The 15,883-nt window shown below is 49.2% G+C and carries 14 protein-coding genes and 1 other annotated feature; of the genes, 3 read left to right on the top strand and 11 right to left on the bottom strand.

All coding sequences use genetic code 11. The annotated features are described in order from the left end of the window. Positions 1–31: 31 nt before the first annotated feature. The 6 genes from ptsP to nudC all read right to left on the bottom strand — a co-directional run bounded on the left by ptsP (position 32) and on the right by nudC (position 6,841). Positions 32–1,765: a phosphoenolpyruvate--protein phosphotransferase gene (ptsP, locus tag MAMMFC1_RS08225; protein ID WP_197723952.1), complete on the bottom strand. Its 1,734-nt coding sequence runs from the start codon at positions 1,763–1,765 to the stop codon at positions 32–34. A gap of 432 nt (positions 1,766–2,197) precedes the next feature. Next, entirely contained in the window at positions 2,198–3,514 is a 1,317-nt protein-coding gene (locus MAMMFC1_RS08220) for a 4Fe-4S binding protein (RefSeq protein WP_126308075.1), read from the bottom strand. 25 nt (positions 3,515–3,539) lie between these two features. Continuing rightward, on the bottom strand, positions 3,540–3,878 hold the full coding sequence (locus tag MAMMFC1_RS08215) for a carboxymuconolactone decarboxylase family protein (protein WP_232035740.1): 339 nt from the start codon (positions 3,876–3,878) through the stop codon (positions 3,540–3,542). A gap of 63 nt (positions 3,879–3,941) precedes the next feature. Beyond that, on the bottom strand, positions 3,942–4,124 hold the full coding sequence (locus tag MAMMFC1_RS08210; protein ID WP_126308073.1) for a hypothetical protein: 183 nt from the start codon (positions 4,122–4,124) through the stop codon (positions 3,942–3,944). A 234-nt stretch (positions 4,125–4,358) separates the two neighbouring features. Then, positions 4,359–5,987 (bottom strand): NADP-dependent glyceraldehyde-3-phosphate dehydrogenase, encoded by a 1,629-nt coding sequence (locus tag MAMMFC1_RS08205; protein ID WP_126308072.1) that lies wholly within the window; start codon positions 5,985–5,987, stop codon positions 4,359–4,361. A gap of 56 nt (positions 5,988–6,043) precedes the next feature. Then, entirely contained in the window at positions 6,044–6,841 is a 798-nt protein-coding gene (gene nudC, locus MAMMFC1_RS08200) for an NAD(+) diphosphatase (protein WP_126308071.1), read from the bottom strand. Between the two features lie 340 nt (positions 6,842–7,181). Between nudC and MAMMFC1_RS08195 the strand changes: the two genes are divergently transcribed. The 3 genes from MAMMFC1_RS08195 (at position 7,182) to MAMMFC1_RS08185 (ending at position 9,923) form a co-directional block, all read left to right on the top strand. Further along, a complete protein-coding gene (locus MAMMFC1_RS08195; protein WP_197723951.1) occupies positions 7,182–7,775 on the top strand; it encodes a CD3073 family putative ECF transporter S component in 594 nt (197 codons plus the stop codon). Continuing rightward, positions 7,759–8,253, top strand: coding sequence for a hypothetical protein (locus tag MAMMFC1_RS08190; protein ID WP_126308070.1), 495 nt, complete (start codon positions 7,759–7,761; stop codon positions 8,251–8,253). The genes MAMMFC1_RS08195 and MAMMFC1_RS08190 overlap by 17 nt, the downstream gene beginning before the upstream one ends. A gap of 176 nt (positions 8,254–8,429) precedes the next feature. After that, positions 8,430–9,923 carry a peptidase C39 family protein gene (locus MAMMFC1_RS08185; protein WP_126308069.1) on the top strand — a complete coding sequence of 498 codons (1,494 nt, stop codon included), beginning with the start codon at positions 8,430–8,432 and terminating at the stop codon, positions 9,921–9,923. Between the two features lie 82 nt (positions 9,924–10,005). On the opposite strand, the gene serS is transcribed toward MAMMFC1_RS08185, so the two are convergent. The 5 genes from serS to MAMMFC1_RS08160 all read right to left on the bottom strand — a co-directional run bounded on the left by serS (position 10,006) and on the right by MAMMFC1_RS08160 (position 15,835). After that, positions 10,006–11,274: a serine--tRNA ligase gene (gene serS / locus MAMMFC1_RS08180; RefSeq protein ID WP_126308068.1), complete on the bottom strand. Its 1,269-nt coding sequence runs from the start codon at positions 11,272–11,274 to the stop codon at positions 10,006–10,008. Positions 11,275–11,570: 296 nt separating this feature from the next. Then, positions 11,571–11,779, bottom strand: a binding site (T-box leader). Positions 11,780–11,849: 70 nt separating this feature from the next. Then, a complete protein-coding gene (locus MAMMFC1_RS08175; RefSeq protein ID WP_126308067.1) occupies positions 11,850–12,707 on the bottom strand; it encodes a 2-oxoacid:ferredoxin oxidoreductase subunit beta in 858 nt (285 codons plus the stop codon). Further along, positions 12,707–14,470 carry a 2-oxoacid:acceptor oxidoreductase subunit alpha gene (locus MAMMFC1_RS08170; protein ID WP_232035739.1) on the bottom strand — a complete coding sequence of 588 codons (1,764 nt, stop codon included), beginning with the start codon at positions 14,468–14,470 and terminating at the stop codon, positions 12,707–12,709. Before MAMMFC1_RS08170 ends, MAMMFC1_RS08175 begins: the two co-directional genes overlap by 1 nt. 291 nt (positions 14,471–14,761) lie before the next feature. Continuing rightward, positions 14,762–15,127 (bottom strand): cupin domain-containing protein, encoded by a 366-nt coding sequence (locus tag MAMMFC1_RS08165; protein ID WP_126308066.1) that lies wholly within the window; start codon positions 15,125–15,127, stop codon positions 14,762–14,764. A 3-nt stretch (positions 15,128–15,130) separates the two neighbouring features. Then, complete coding sequence (locus MAMMFC1_RS08160; protein WP_197723950.1) at positions 15,131–15,835, bottom strand: epoxyqueuosine reductase; 705 nt, start codon at positions 15,833–15,835, stop codon at positions 15,131–15,133. Positions 15,836–15,883: the final 48 nt, after the last annotated feature.

Here is a 15,883-nt window from a genome sequence, read left to right as displayed (position 1 = left end):
CAGCGTGTTTTGTATTTATACAGCATCGCAATCAACTTAAGCCCCAGTCTTTCAGCACCCCGGCGGCATATGCGGCGACTTGCTGCGGGGTTGCCATATCAAGAGCCGGCGTCGCAATGGCTTTGGCTTGTTCATAAGCGACACTGCGGATAATTTTCTTAATACGCGGCATGGATGAAGCGCTCATGCTGAATTCATCCAGCCCAAGTCCCAGGAGGATTATAGCTGCCAGCGGGTCGCCGGCCAGTTCACCGCACATGCCGGTGAATTTGCCATACTGATGCGAGGCATCGATTACCCGCTTAATCAGCCGCAATATGGCCGGATGCAGCGGCTGATACAGGTAGCTGATTTTTTCATTCATTCTGTCCACCGCCAGGGTGTACTGACACAAATCGTTGGTACCGATACTGAAAAAATCCACTTCGGGCGCAATCAAGTCGGCAATCACTGCTGTCGAAGGAATTTCCACCATGATGCCGACTTTGATATTTTCATTAAAGGGTACTCTTTCCGAGCGCAGCTGCTCCTTGGCTTCCGCCAGCACGGCATTGGCCTGCCGGACCTCGGTGAGGCCGGATATCATCGGGTACATGATCATAATATTGCCATAAGCGCTGGCCCGTAAGATGGCCCGCAACTGAGTCATAAACATGGCCTTTTCGGCAAGACAAAGACGAATGGCCCGCCAGCCCAAAAAAGGGTTCATTTCCGGCGGCATGGGAAAGCACTTCAGTTCTTTGTCACCGCCGATGTCCAGCGTCCGGATGATGACCGGTTTGCCACTCAGCTTTTGGGCAACAATCCTGTAGGCGGCAAACTGCTCTTCCTCACTGGGAAAGCAATCTTTATCCATATACAGGAACTCGCTGCGGTACAAGCCCACGCCATCACCATTAGTGGCGATAACGGCGTCAATATCCCGGGGAGTGCCGATGTTGGCGGCGATTTCCACGCGGCGGCCGTCGGTAGTTACTGCCGGCAGGGGTATTACCTTTTTCAGTTCTGCTTGTTCGGCGTAGTATTGGCGTTGTTTTTCTTTATATTCAGTGAGTAGTTCCGGGGTTGGGGAGACAATGACAGCCCCGGTTATCCCGTCAAGGATCACCAGCTCGCCGTCCTTTACTTTACCGGTAATATCCTTTAGCCCCAATACTGCCGGAATTTCCAAAGTCCGGGCCATGATGGCGGCATGGGAAGTCCGGCCGCCCACATTTACCGCAAAGCCTTTGGCATAATCCCGGTTGAGGGCCATGGTATCGGAAGGCGTCAGGTCATGGGCAATGATTATTACTTCACTGTCCAGATAATCCAGTCCTTTGGCGGTGATGCCCAGCACATTGCGGAGCAGTCTGCCGCCGATATCGGCAATATCTGCCGCCCGTTCCTTCATATACTCATCGTCCATGGACCTGAACACAGCCACAAACCGGTCGACTACTTGCTTAACCGCATAGCCGGCGGTGATATGCTCACTCTTAATGAGGGCGCCCATCTCGCCCCAAAGAGCCGGGTCAGACAGCATGGTCAAATGGGCTTCAAAGATTTTGGCCTGTTCTTCGCCGGCTTCCGCCAGCGCCTTATCCCGTAGATGGCTGATTTGCTCTTTAGCCTTCTCCCCGGCCTGAGACAATTTAATGATTTCATTATTGATTTTATCAGGAGTAATGGGCGTTGTATCGATTATGATTTCCTGCTCCTGGTAGAGGAAGGCCCTGGCGATTGCTATCCCGTTCGAGCCGGAAATTCCCTGTTGCAGCAACAAAGCTTAGTCCCTCCTTGTATGATAATTATTTCTTCAGAATTATTATCCAGTGGCTTCTAGTACTCTGCGTCACTTAAATCATTAGATAAGGTTGCAAGGATTTTTTTGTCCTGCGAGGCGGAGGAGCCGCGCATATCGGACATATGTAAGGAGACGACAACGAAGCAGGACGAAAAAAGACTGCAAGATTATCCATGTATTTAGGTGACGCAGAGTACCAGCGGTATAAGTTCCTGAATATACCGCAATGAAGAAAAGCCATTATCCCTTATTGCGTAGAGGGAACGGCTTTTCTTCACGAAAAAGAATTGAAATTAAATCCGGGTATTAAGAACGCTTCGACGCTGCCGCTTAACCTCAGCTTATCCTAATACCCGGATGTCAATTCTTTGAAATTCTTTGACGGGACCTATATAGACCGATTTTTTCATTCTACAACCTGGTAACCCATTCTTTGCCCTGTAATTTCGTTCCGGTGGCAAGAAAGGCTAAGAACCTGGAGCGTAACAAGTCACTCATGAGACCGCGCTTAACTGGAGCTAATCTCAGAAATCCTCCCAGGATCCCCCGCATCACACTGTGGGTAATAGCCTGTGGATTGTCAAAGATTTGATTTTGAAGGGTCCCTCTTTCAAGACAAGCCAATATATTACGTTCAAAGGTTGTTTCCGGGTGAATGACTTGCTGCTTTCTTTTTTTAAGGTGTAAAGCATTGCATTTACACTTGAGGGAGCAAACGCCGCAGCCCAGGCAGATGGAAGGGTCAACTCTGGCCAGTATCTTCTTGTTTGCCTCTTCTTCAGATTCAGCCGGTTCCAAGCAGATGGCATTGACCGGGCAGGCTTTGGCACATTTCCCGCAACCCAGGCACTTCACTTGGTCTATGTCGGCTATGAAACTCGATGTCATCAGGACGTGGGGATAACCGAATTTGTTTATACCCTCCAAAATCTCACAGCAGCATGAACAACAACTGCAAATAAAAGTGACATTTTCTTTGACGCTGTCTGCCGAAAAAACCAGGCCGAATTCCCGGGAGCGCTCCAGGTTCTCGATTGCTTCCCCACGAGTTACTTCCTCTGCCATGCCGTGTCGGATAAGGTAGTCAGCTGCAAATCCGAAAGATGAACAGGATTTAAGGGGAACATCGCAAGTCTTGAGGTTGTTGTGAAATTTATCATGCCGGCAGGCGCAGAGTCCGATGGCAAATTTATCATGGCCGGCCACAATAGCCTCAGCCTTTTCGTAAGGAAGAATTTCAACAACTTCCTCCGGTGCTACCGTATCCCTGTGAGGAATAGCCCGGGCAATGGATATTTGCTGGCCGTCTTTCCAATTGGCTTTGAAAAAAATATCGCTCCCTTTCATATAAGTACCCAGCAATTCCGCCCAAACCTTAGTGCTTAGTTTTCCCCTGGTTCTCATCATGGTAAACTCATAAATTCCGATGACGTAAGGAGAAGGCATATAGTGATATTCGCCGTTATTATACAAATCCAGGATCAGGCCTTTTTCTGTCAGCCTTTCCAGGATGCCTCGGAGCTTGTCTTTTGGGTAACCGGTTATCTTCGCGATCCTTTCCAGATTGGAAAGCCCATAGGGCATCTTCACAACAACATCGGCTTCTTCCTCGGTGTACAGTTCCTTTACAACTTTGTGAAGAGCTTCGTTCCACGGCGCTCTTATAGTGAGGTTGTCGATTTTCTCCCCCAGTCTTCTATAGACATCTTTTGCTGCCAGGTGACCCATAACACTGAAACCCCCTTAATACCGGTTAAGCGTCATAAGCAGCCAGCGCCAAAGGAAGCGCCTGAATGACGGCGTGCCCTACCGCCGGCAGTCCCACCAGCACCGCGCCGCTGATCTCCTCCCGGCTAGCGCCCAGTGTCTTGGCATGCTGGACATGAAAAGGAATGCCGCCGGTCAGTCCGGCAGCAGCCAACACCGACAAGTAGGCCAGTGCCTTTGTCTTGCTGTCCAGAGGGTTGGCAGCGTCCAGCTTCTGCACCATCTCCAGCCAAGCCCGGGAGTATTCGGGGGTCTCCTGCATAAAGGCCTGGAATGCGTTACTTGCGCCTTTGAGTTCCATGACTACACCTCCGTCGGTGAACATACTCTAATATCGGCAGACCAGCCGCTTCGCCATTATGACACCGGTGTTGGCCGCAAAACTATTTTACGGTAGCATTTTTGTGTCAACATAGCAATAGACGTTATCCGCTATTTTCGTTAGTCCATCCTGGGCAAATGCCGTCCGGATTAAAAAAGAAACGAAAAACAACGCAATAACTAAAATTAACAACCGGCATAACAGCTGGCAGATTCGTGATCCGATAGATCCAATAGTTGCTTTTACCATTTTTAACCTCCTTAATTTTGGTGTTGTAAAATTTGGCAAATATTAGCTTAAATTTACAGCATTTGTATGTAAAAAACATCACCCAAAAGTATGAGGAAGCAAATTTTTGGCAAAAAAACATTCTTTTTCAAAACAGATTTAAAACAGAAGGAGACTTTATCAGGATGCGTCTCCTCAGATAGTTTCGGCAGCACTTTGCGCCATGGTATACATTAAAGCCATCTATGGCTTTTTTTATAGCAGAAAATCCGTTGAGAGAAATTTAGATTTATCGCCTTTGACTATATCGGTAATAAGTTTTTTATTGGCCGGAGTGGTTTTCGCGGCTACCAGGGTCCGGATGGAAAACGCCCGCAGCGCATCGGTCACTGACAATGTCCCCTCCGCCGAGTCTTTCCGCCCGGTAAAGGGCAGACTGTCCGGACTGCGTTGACATTGGCTGTTAATATTAACCCGGCATACTTGATTGACCAGTTGATCAATAAGGTTGGCCAGCATATCCGCGTCTGTTCCAAAAATGCTGACCTGCTGCCCGTAGCTGGAATGAATTACATACTGAATGGGTTGGCTGATATCGTCAAAAGGGATGACCGGTACAACCGGCCCGAACTGTTCCTCATAATATATGCGCATCTTGTCATTGACCGGATACAATATGGCGGGAAAGAATAGCGACCCATAATTTAATCCACCCTTGGTATTTATTACTTTTGCCCCGTGTTTGCCGGCATCGTCAATGAGTTCCCGCAAGTACTCGCACTTGTCAGGCTCGGGAAGCGGCGTGATTTTGACGCCGGGTTCCCACGGCATTCCCATTGCGAGTTGATCGACTTTGGCGGCAAAGAGCTTCAGGAACTCATCGATAATTTGGTTATGAACAAACAGGATTTTTAATGCTGTACAGCGTTGGCCGTTATAAGTCAGCGCACCGGCTATGACTTCCTCAACAACTTGACTGATATCCGCGTCCGCCAGAATGATGCCGGCGTTTTTCGCTTCCAGCCCCAGGACACTTCTCAGCCTATGGGGTTTGGGATGCTGATGTTTCAATATGTCGGCTACCCGGCTTGAGCCGATGAAAGCCAGCACATTAATGCCGCCGGATTTCATTAAAGGCCCGATCACTTGCTGCCCTTCACCGTATACCGTATTGACAACCCCCGGCGGAAAAGCTTCCTGAAAAGCCGCCAGCAGCGGATAGTGCAGTAAAACTCCAAGTTTTGGCGGTTTGAAAACAACTGCGTTGCCCATAATAAGGGCAGGAATAAGAGTGGTAAACGTCTCGTTCAACGGATAATTGAAAGGTCCCATGCACAAAACAACGCCCAACGGCGCCCGCCTGACCTGCGCTAAAATTCCCTGTTCAAGGATAAAGCGCGAAGCTTCGCGATCCTGATCCTTAAGGGCTTCAATCGTATCACGAATGTATTCCACCGTCCGGTCGAACTCTTTTTCGGAATCAGCAAGCGTCTTGCCAATCTCCCACATCAATAGTTTCACGATCTCCTGCCGTTTATCAATCATTTTGCGAATGAAAATCTCCATATGGCGTATCCGTTGTTCTACCGGCATGGTCGGCCACAGTCCGCAACCATTGCCGTAGGCTTTTTCAGCTGCGGTCAGAGCTTCCAGGGCCTCTTTCTCGCCTAGAAGCGGATAGCAGCCAAGAATTACCGGCCGGACTACTCCATCTTTGCCAGTCACATGCAGCGGTGATACTACCTCCTGGCAAGCCCCTTCCCATAATCTAATTTCTCCGGCAACCAAATATTGTTTTTGCTGTATTTGCTTTTCGATCTTATACGCAGCGGGAATACCATCTTCGCCGGGAAACACATTCTTTATTCGTTCATTTTCACTCAACCCTATTCACGCTCCTTGCCCTTTTAAAGAGTTTTCGCCAAAGGGGCTTATTTTATCTATGCGCAACGCGCAACGAACCAGTCAATTAACTGCCTCGCGATAACGCCTGGGGACGGAATGTCAGGAAGATCATGGGCAGAGAACCAGCCGGCATCTACAATCTCATCATTATCAACGGTTATTTTTCCCCTCGCATACTGCGCTGTAAATGCAATCATCAGGGAGTCGGGAAACGGCCATGGTTGATTGCCAAAATATCTGATATTTGTCACCTCAATTCCGACCTCTTCCTTCAGTTCCCTTTTTACACATTCTTCGAGTGTTTCTCCCGGTTCAACAAATCCCGCGATGACACTATACATGCTTGCATATTTGGTTGAACGGGCCAGAAGAATCTTATCGTCTTTTAGGACGGCGACGATAATGGCCGGGGAAATGCGGGGATAAACAATATGGCTGCAATGCGGGCACCGCACGGCAAGGCCCTGGGACGACCCATGCATTTTACTGCCGCAGCAACCACAAAATCTGTTGTTTTTTAACCAGTTTATAATATGAAATGCGCGCGCCGTAAACCAGAAATATAAATCCGCCTGTTGGCCATATAGCTGCCTTATTCTTTTGAAAGAAAATCCCGGCGGTATGTTTCGGCTGCGCAAATTAACCGCATAACATTTATGTCCCGCTAATGAACCTATATACTGGGCATCGGCCAGTTCAAGGTTCAAAGTCCCGGTATCGCACAGTAACGGTATATTTATGATACCGGCATTATCTTCAACTAACAATTCATCATTGTAAAATAAAAACCAGTAGGCATTCTCACAGGCATATTCAGATACTTTAAAATCCATTGTGTCTACCCACCTTATATTGAGAATCCATTCTTTATATCATAATATCATAAAATAGCCACATCATGTTATCAGGGAATTCTTATTTTTTGCTTAATTTTCCCATCATCAGAAAATGGTTTTGCTGACTTTCGGAACAATAAATCCCTTTATTATTCATCTTTTTCACCTCTAACAGGAGTTCGCCAAGTATTATAGAATATATTTTAATATAATATAGAAATAATCTATCCAATAAGGTAAAGACGGCTATGCGCTTTTTAAAAAACTGTATACAGGTCAAACTATATGGAACGCGTTGAAGAATTTTCTTTTATGCGACATATACAAATTTGCCGAGGTGATTCAAGTGCAATACAACTCTTTTCCCATGATTTTTAGCGGTATTTGCATCGCAGTCAATCTGGTGCTGGGAACAATCGCGCAAACACTCAAAATCCCCCTCATCTTTCTGGATACTTTTGGCACCCTATTAGGTGCGGTATTATTTGGTCCTGTCTTCGGCGGCGCTATCGGACTTTTAACGAATATTATTCAAGGCATGCTCACCAATCCGAAAGATATCCCCTTTGCCATAGTTAATTTCGCTATCGGCGTGATTGTCGGTTTGATTGCTCAGCGTTATAACTTTAACTGGCTTACCGCCCTATTGACCGGCTTGCTCCTGGCGGTAGTTGCACCGCTTATCGGTACGCCTATTGCAGTTTGGATTTATGGTGGCTTGACCGGCGGCGGCACAGATCTTATTTTCTTATGGCTCGTGAAAACAGGCCAGAAAGTATTTACAGCCGCGTTTATCCCCCGGATCACCGGCAACCTCATTGACAAAATTTCCTGTGCTTTATTAGTGGCGGCAATTGTGCGCCAAATGCCGAAAAACATGCTGACGAAAAGTACCAATCCCCTGGTGAAGCGTTATGCAGCGCAAAAATAAGCTGGCTCTGGTAAGCCATTGTGTCTTAAACCAAAACAGTGTGGTGTCCCCGCTGGCGAGAGCAGGCGGGGCTTTCCACTCTTTGATTACGGTGCTGTCGGAATGGAGTTTAGGTATTTACCAGCTCCCCTGCCCTGAGCTCATTCATGCGGGAATGAAGCGGAAGCCGCAAACATATGAGGATTATAACACGCCGGAATATGATGCTGTGTGCCGGGAAGCGGCGCAGCGAGTGTTAAGGGATTTAGACGGGTTCCGGGCTGTGGGCTGCACCGTTAGTCTGCTCCTAGGCATCAGGGGCAGTCCGACTTGCTCTTTGACCGGAGTAACGGGACATTTGTTTCGTACCCTCATGCCGGAACTCCAGCACCGTTATCCCGATATTGTCATGCTAGATATCCCGGAAGATTATATCGAAGGGGACTGTCATCAATTCCACACGATGCTGCGTAATGTGTTACGTTCCGGAAATTATTAAAGCCCATGAATTGGAATCAAAATCAATCCAAGTCATGGGTTTTCCTGCAATTACCGTTTTGTTTCTAATTTCGCCTAAGTGGTATTAATTTTCAGTTACGAAGTAGGATTTTTAGCGACAATACAGAATTCCATATGCGTAACGACTTAATGGGAATAGTTAGGAGGACGGCTTAGATGAAATTATTCATAAACAAGAATTACCTTATCCATTTGGTAATTCTGTTTTCGCTCGTACTACTTCTCTTCATCGCATCTTTGGCGGCGGCGGAGAACAGCTTGGTCTTAACAGGAAATCTGCTGCTTCACTCCACTGCTGCGGATTTCGCCGGCGGCTCTATGGAAGGCACGGTCCCCGGCCAAACGGGGCAAGGCGCGGTGGAACTGGCCCAGGCCGGCGGTAAATACATATCTGCCGGAACGTACACATCAATACCGGTGGCGACAGCTCCCTTTCAAGAGATGATCATATCCTGGAATTCCACCACACCTGACGGAACGGCCGTCACCATCGAAGGACAGGTCCTTGTTGACAACGCATGGTCGGAATGGTTTTCCTGGGGCACTTGGAGCACATCGGTAGAAACCGGCTCGGCCGCTACCAACCCTAAACATCCGTACATCTCCATGGAAACAGATACACTAACAATCAAAAACGGGAAAAAAGCGACGGCGTTCCGCTACCGCTTAACATTGTACAGCAATAATCCCCAGGTAACTCCTGCCGTACGGCAGGTGGCGGTTTCCATCCGTGACGGGCAAAACATTCCGAAAGTCTATCCCCCAACCCCGGCCCTGTCCGACTATGCCCAACTGACCAAGGATTTAGCCGTGCCTACGTATTCACAGACAGTGCGTGATCCCAATATTGCCGCCCGGATGTGCAGTCCGACCAGTCTGGCGATGGTAATGCGGTATTACGGCATTGAAAAAACTCCCGAAGAAACCGCCTGGGGAGTAATGGATCACGTTGGCGATATGTTCGGAAACTGGCCCTTTAATACTGCTTACGCGGCAAGCAACGGGCTTACAGCTTACGTAGACTTTTTCAATTCCCTCAGTGATCTTAAGCGGGAAATTGCCCAAGGCCACCCGGTCATTGCCGCTGTCAGCTACCGTAACAGTGAAAATGTACCGACAAGCTACCCGGTACTCCACAACGCGCCAATTAAATCAACTCCCGGGCATGTACTGGTAGTACGCGGCTTTATGCAAAAAGACGGCAAAGAATATGTACTGGTTAATGACCCTGCCGCTCCGGACAACAACAGTGTCTACCGCGAGTATCTGGCGGACGAGTTTGAAAAAGCCTGGACCAAGGCTGTCTATGTAATAACTCCCGGCAATGTACCAGGCCCCGCCCTCCAGCGTATCCCGGCCCAAGTTGCGCCATTCGGTTCGGTCCGGGAAGACAAGGATGGTTTGTATCGGATTTTTCAGATTAATACCGCTAACTCACCCCTGGCATTGGGTTCTGATAATTTGCGGTGCATTGTCATGCAAAAGCCGGACGGAAAAGAAGAATTTCTCCCTGTCAACAATGACTTTATAAGATTTAATGCCGAAAACCCGGCGGGGAAGTACCGGTTTATTGTAATTGGCAAAAATCATAAAATCTATGAGGCGTCTTTGGACTGGCCGCCGGAAAAAACAAGTAAACCACGCCGGTAAAAAAAAACGCCGAGGTTTTCGAACCGGCAGAAAGTAAAGATGGACTCATGGCTGTCTTAGCCATGAGTCCATCTTTTTTTATTCACTTTATTACCTCAATTCCCATATACGGCCGCAGAGCCTTCGGCACGGCCACGGTACCGTCTTCCTGCTGATAGTTTTCCAAAATGGCGGCAACCGTCCGGCCAATAGCCAGCCCGGAACCATTCAGGGTATGAACGTATTCCGGTTTGCCCTTGGGTTCCCGCCGGAAACGGATATCGGCGCGACGCGCCTGGTAATCCTCAAAGTTAGAACAGGACGAAATTTCCCGGTACAGGTTGAAGCTGGGCAGCCATACCTCCAGGTCATACGTCTTGGCGGAAGATACGCTCATATCCCCTGTGCACAACAGCATGGTCCGATACGGCAGGTCCAGGATCTGCAACACCCGCTCGGCATTGCCGGTCAGTTTTTCCAGTTCGTTGTAGGATTCTTCCGGCAAAGAGAATTTTACCAGTTCAATCTTGTTAAACTGATGCTGCCGGATAAGGCCGCGGGTGTCCCGCCCGGCCGCGCCGGCCTCGGCCCGAAAACAGGCGCTATAGGCGGCATAATATAGCGGCAGATCCTTGGCATCCAGTATTTCCTGACGATGAAGGTTGGTAACAGGCACTTCCGCTGTCGGAATGAGATAATAATCGAGGCCTTCCAGTTTGAACATATCTTCCGCAAACTTGGGCAATTGTCCGGTGCCAATCATGCTGGCCTCATTCACGATAAAGGGGGGAAAGAGTTCGGTATAGCCGTGTTCCCGGCTATGAAGGTCCATCATAAAATTTATGAGAGACCGTTCCAGACGGGCGCCCAGGCCTTTGTAGAAGGTGAACCGGGCGCCGGTTACCTTGCCGCCCCGTTCAAAGTCAAGTATGCCCAGTTTCTCGCCTATTTCCCAGTGGGGCAGAGGTTCCTTGGCAAATTCCCGGGGACTGCCCCAGCAGCGCACCTCCTTGTTGTCATGTTCGTCTTTGCCCACCGGTACGGAAGGATGAGGCACGTTGGGCAGGCGGAGCAGGATATCCTGCAGGGATGTTTCCACTTCCTTCACTTTTGCGTCCATCTGACCGATTTTGTCCCCAACTGTACGCATCTCAGCAATCATGCCGCCGGCATCTTGCCCGGCCTTTTTCAACTGGCTGATTTCCTGGGATACCGCATTACGTTTGCTTTTTAGTATTTCCACTTCACTTAAAAGCTCCCGGCGTTCCTTTTCCAGAGCCAAAAAATCCCCCAGGCCCGCGCCGCCGCCCCGGTTTTTGAGAGCCTGCTCCACCTTCTCAGGGTTATCCCTGACAAATTTAATATCAAGCATCTTGTTCTTCCTCCTCAGATGGTCTTAAAAGACACACAAATTATTTAAACGAGGCTGTTGTAAAATGTTTAGATGTGTATTTTCAACAGCCTCGAAAAGTAACTCATTCAGGTCATCAAATGCCTCGAACTGATTAGAAATCGTCATATGCTAGGCGCGACGAGGACCGGAACGCAAGCGTACTGGGGGTACGCTGGAGTGAGGACCGCAGAAGCAACGACGCAGATGGCGGTTTATAATCAGTTCCCTACTTAAAGCAAATAACCACCTCTAAAAAATAAAACTCTCATCCCTGGGCTAGGGACGAGAGTAAATTCCCGCGTTGCCACCCTTGTTGATCGTACCGGTAAGTAGCACAATCCACTTGACACGCTTTAACGGACGTGACCGTACGGTTCATCACCGTCTGCTCGCAGGGTGGAAAGCATATAAGCATTACCGGCTTCCACCAGCCGCCGGCTCTCTGTGAACTTGCCCATAGGCGCTTCCCTGTCATTGCATTTGAAAAACCAGTTTATATATAGTTTATGACTTATAATTCTACACTATTCGCTACCGGTTGTAAAGTTACAAATTCAGGTTAGCTCTTCCAGCAAGGGGCTAATGTCCACACCATCTGCAGGCTGGTTTACCAGCGAACCGGTTTTTAACTGCGGCAGGGACTCTTCCAACGTAATGCGTTCTTCCTGATAGATAATGCCCACAGGAATGGCTTCACCCCAGGTTGCGGCCAGTTCAACTGCTTTCGCCATGTTTTTAGGATCATAGTCTGCCATCTTTTCAACATACTGGATCCGCTCCTGATACCATTGGTAGGTATTCAAACGGTTAAAAGAAACACACGGCTGGAGAATATCTATCACGGCAAACCCTTTATGCCGGATAGCAGCCATCATGGTACTGACCAGATGATTCATATCCCCAGCGAAAGATCTGGCTACAAATGTTGCCCCGACTCCTAAAGCCAGTCGGGCGATGTTGACAGGCCTCTCCACATTGCCCAGGGGAGCCGGCGTAAATTTCGTCACCGCGCCCAGTTCACTTGTCGGTGAAGATTGCCCTTTGGTAAGACCGTAAATTTGATTGTTATGAATGAAATAGCTGATATCCAGGTTGCGCCGGGCGGTATGCACGAAATGGCCGATACCTAATCCCATGCCGTCGCCGTCGCCGCCTTCGGCAATTACCGTAAGGTTGTGGTTGGCCAGTTTGATGCCGGTAGCTACAGGCAATGCCCGGCCGTGGAGCGTCTCAATCCGGTAGGTATTGACATATTGGGCGATCTTGCCGGAACAGCCGATGCCGGTAACCAGCACTGTCTGCTCCAGATCCAAGCCCAGGTTGGCAAAGGTCTTTTTCAGCGCATTCAGTATGCCGTAATCGCCGCAGCCGGGGCACCAGGTCGGTACATAAGACAGATTAGCGTCCTGCATTAGCCACGCACCTCCTCAATTTTCCGCAAGATAGCCGACGGCACAAAGGGTCGGGAGTCATATTTCAAGTACCGGTTGCTCACATGGTAGCCGGTATTGGCGCGAATAAACATGCCCAGCTGCGCCGTCTTGTTCCCTTCAACCAGCAAGGTCTGCCGGGCCTTGGCCAAAACCGCCGCTACCGGTTCCGCCGGAAACGGCGCCATATATAATACCTGCAGGAAGTTGACTTTCATACCCCGGGAGTTCGCCCCGGCCAGCGCTTCCAAAACCGGCCCCTTGGTAGATCCCCAGCCAATTACCGTGAGATCGGCATCTTCCGGGCCGTATAGTTTGCTGCCGGGAATGTCCCTTAAAATAAAGGGGACTTTGGCAAACTGCTTGTCAAGTCCGCGGGCGGTGATTTCCGGCTCACTGCCGGCGTATTCCTTGTTGCCGGAACTGTAAAAGCCGTCTTCCCCATGGGTATAGCTTGTGGCGATATGGCGCCCGCCTTTTTGCCCGGGGATAGCCCGGGGGGAAACCCCGTCGTCCGTAAATTGATAACGAAGGTAAGGCTGATTATTCTCAAGCCAGTCGTCGCCGGCCAGCTTGCCACGGTCAACAGCAATATCATCCTGGATAAAAAACGGGTGGGCAACCGCCGAATCGGCAAGATATTTATCGGTAAGAATAATGGCCGGGACTTGATATTTTTCCGCCAGGTTGAATACCCGGCGGGTCTCGGTGTAACATTCTTCCACATCGCCGGGCGCAACGACGATACGCGGAAATTCTCCCTGGGCCGCAAAAGTAACAAACGGCAAATCGCCCTGGGCTGTCCGGGTCGGCAAGCCGGTACTGGGTGCGCCGCGCTGGGCGTTCACTATTACTACCGGGACTTCCGCCTGAGCGGCAAAGCCCAATGCTTCCCCCATCAGCGCAAAGCCGCCGCCGCTGGTTGCCCCGATGGCTCTAACACCGGCAAAACCGGCGCCGATCAACATGTTGATAGCGGCAATTTCATCTTCCGTTTGTTTAAATACAATGTTATAATCAGCGGCATGATCAGCTATATACGTAAGAATTCCGCTTCCCGGCGTCATGGGATAACCGGCGGCAAATTTAACACCGGCTTTGATGGCGCCAATGGAAATGGCGTCATTGCCGGTAATGAGCATTTTCCGTTCGCCCCCGGGATTAAACGGCAACGGGAATACAGGTTTAGTATCCCCGGCCAAGGATTCAGCAGCCGCTTTGTAGCCGCTTTCCAAAATTTCCAGGTTGCGGCTCAATACCGGCTCTTTGGTAAATTCCGTCCGCATGACACTGATAATCGCCTCTTTGTCAAAACCGGCGAGGGCACAGAAGGCGCCCAGCATCCCGCTGTTGGCCATTACTTTGGCGGCGTCGCCGGTTACCGCCCGCGTAAGCTTGACCCCGGCCGTACGGACGCCTGCGGGCAGGCGGGAAACGTCCACTTTAACGGTGTCGGCGTCGTGCAGGACGAATGCGCCCGGCTTTAACTTGCCATAGTTCTGATCTAAACCCGGTTGCGATAAAACTCCCAAAAAATCCAGCTTCTCTTCATAAGCCTGAAGATACTCGCTGCCAATACGCACCAGACAGGTATTCAGCCCGCCCTTAATCAATGAAGGATACTCGTTGACCACAAATGTCCATAAGCCGTTACGCGCCGCCGCTTTGGCCACTATAGCGCCGGCGCTCATAACGCCGTAACCGGCCTCGCCGCCAAACATAACTGTAAAGGTGACTTTCTCCACGGTAACCCCCCCATGCTTTATCCAATTTCGAAGACACCCACTTCTATAAGTGGGTGTTACCACTTCCAAACTTCGGTGGGGGTAGAGTCCCCCACCGAAGCCCCGAAGTTTAGCAGAAGCTAAACGAGTTCACTTACCAGACCGACGCATTTCCCCTATTCTACTCAAATATATTCTGCGCGCAACCCATAATTCCTCTCTATAGCTAAATATTATTATCAGCAAAAATATCCTCGCAAAAAAAACCTGCCCCTGAATAGTCATTGCTAACTATTCAGGGGCAGGTTTTTTTTATATCCATTCAATTTCTGTATCAGTCAAATCCCCTCCGGCACTTCCGGTATTAATTGTTCCAACTGGCTCAATTAATAATATTTTGCATTCTTCACTACTGGATGGTTTATGCTCAATACCTTTGGGAATTACCACCATTTCTCCTCTTTTTAAATAAAGTGTCTCCTCTCTCAAAGCAATCTGCATATTGCCGTCAATAATCATAAAAACTTCATCTGTTTCGGGGTGACTATGCCAAATAAACTCCCTTTTCATTTTAACAAGTTTAAAATGATAATCATTCATCCGTGCAACTAGTTTATAAGAATGAAGTTCCTTAATCTTGCCGAATTTTTCTGCAAGATTTATTACCGCGATACTCATACTTCAACCCTCCATAGCATCTTTCTTTAATCCGCTATGTTGCGGGCAAACCTTTCGGCACAGGTTACATGCATAGACCCCGCCTCCGCCTTCCGTATATTTTGCTGACACACCACGGCATTTCCCCTGCTCAATCGTAGTTCCGTCCAAAGCCTTAGCCGGACAAGAGTCCAAGCAGATCCGGCAGTCCGGCATACAGGTTTGATAGTCAGCAATGGGATCGGGTTCAATGTCTTTGTCAATAAGAATAGCTCCTAACCAAAGCATATTGCCTAATTCATCGTTAACTAAAAGCGTATTTTTCCCCATGCGACCTAATCCTGCCCGCACGGCAGCATGCTTTAACGATATTATGCCTTGTCCGTGCCGCCTGCTGTCATCCCAATAATCATAAGGATCAGCTGACGGAACCGGAACTGCACAGCTTCCCAGGCTTTCCAACTCTGCTGCGACTTGAAAGGTAATGGAATCCACCTTATCGACCATCCTATTGCGGACAAAGGTATATGCCGCCTGGGATGAAGCTGAGAGAGTACTGACAGGAAAACGCGCGGTTATTACGATCACGCTTTTGCATCCGGCAACGACATCCGTTGGGTGAAACCCTGAAGGCGCGTCGGCAAAGCGCTCTACAGAAGCTATCCCGCATAGATCCGCCCCAAGGTTTTTGGTCCGGCACTTTATTTCGTCTGAACTAATGTCTTTCATCCCTTAACCCTCCTGATTGAGGCCGCACATTTTTATTGCTGGACCTCT

Origin of the sequence: Methylomusa anaerophila (genome assembly GCF_003966895.1) — a bacterium.
Lineage (GTDB): Bacteria > Bacillota > Negativicutes > Sporomusales > Sporomusaceae > Methylomusa > Methylomusa anaerophila.
This window is presented reverse-complemented; position numbering and strand designations above follow the sequence as displayed.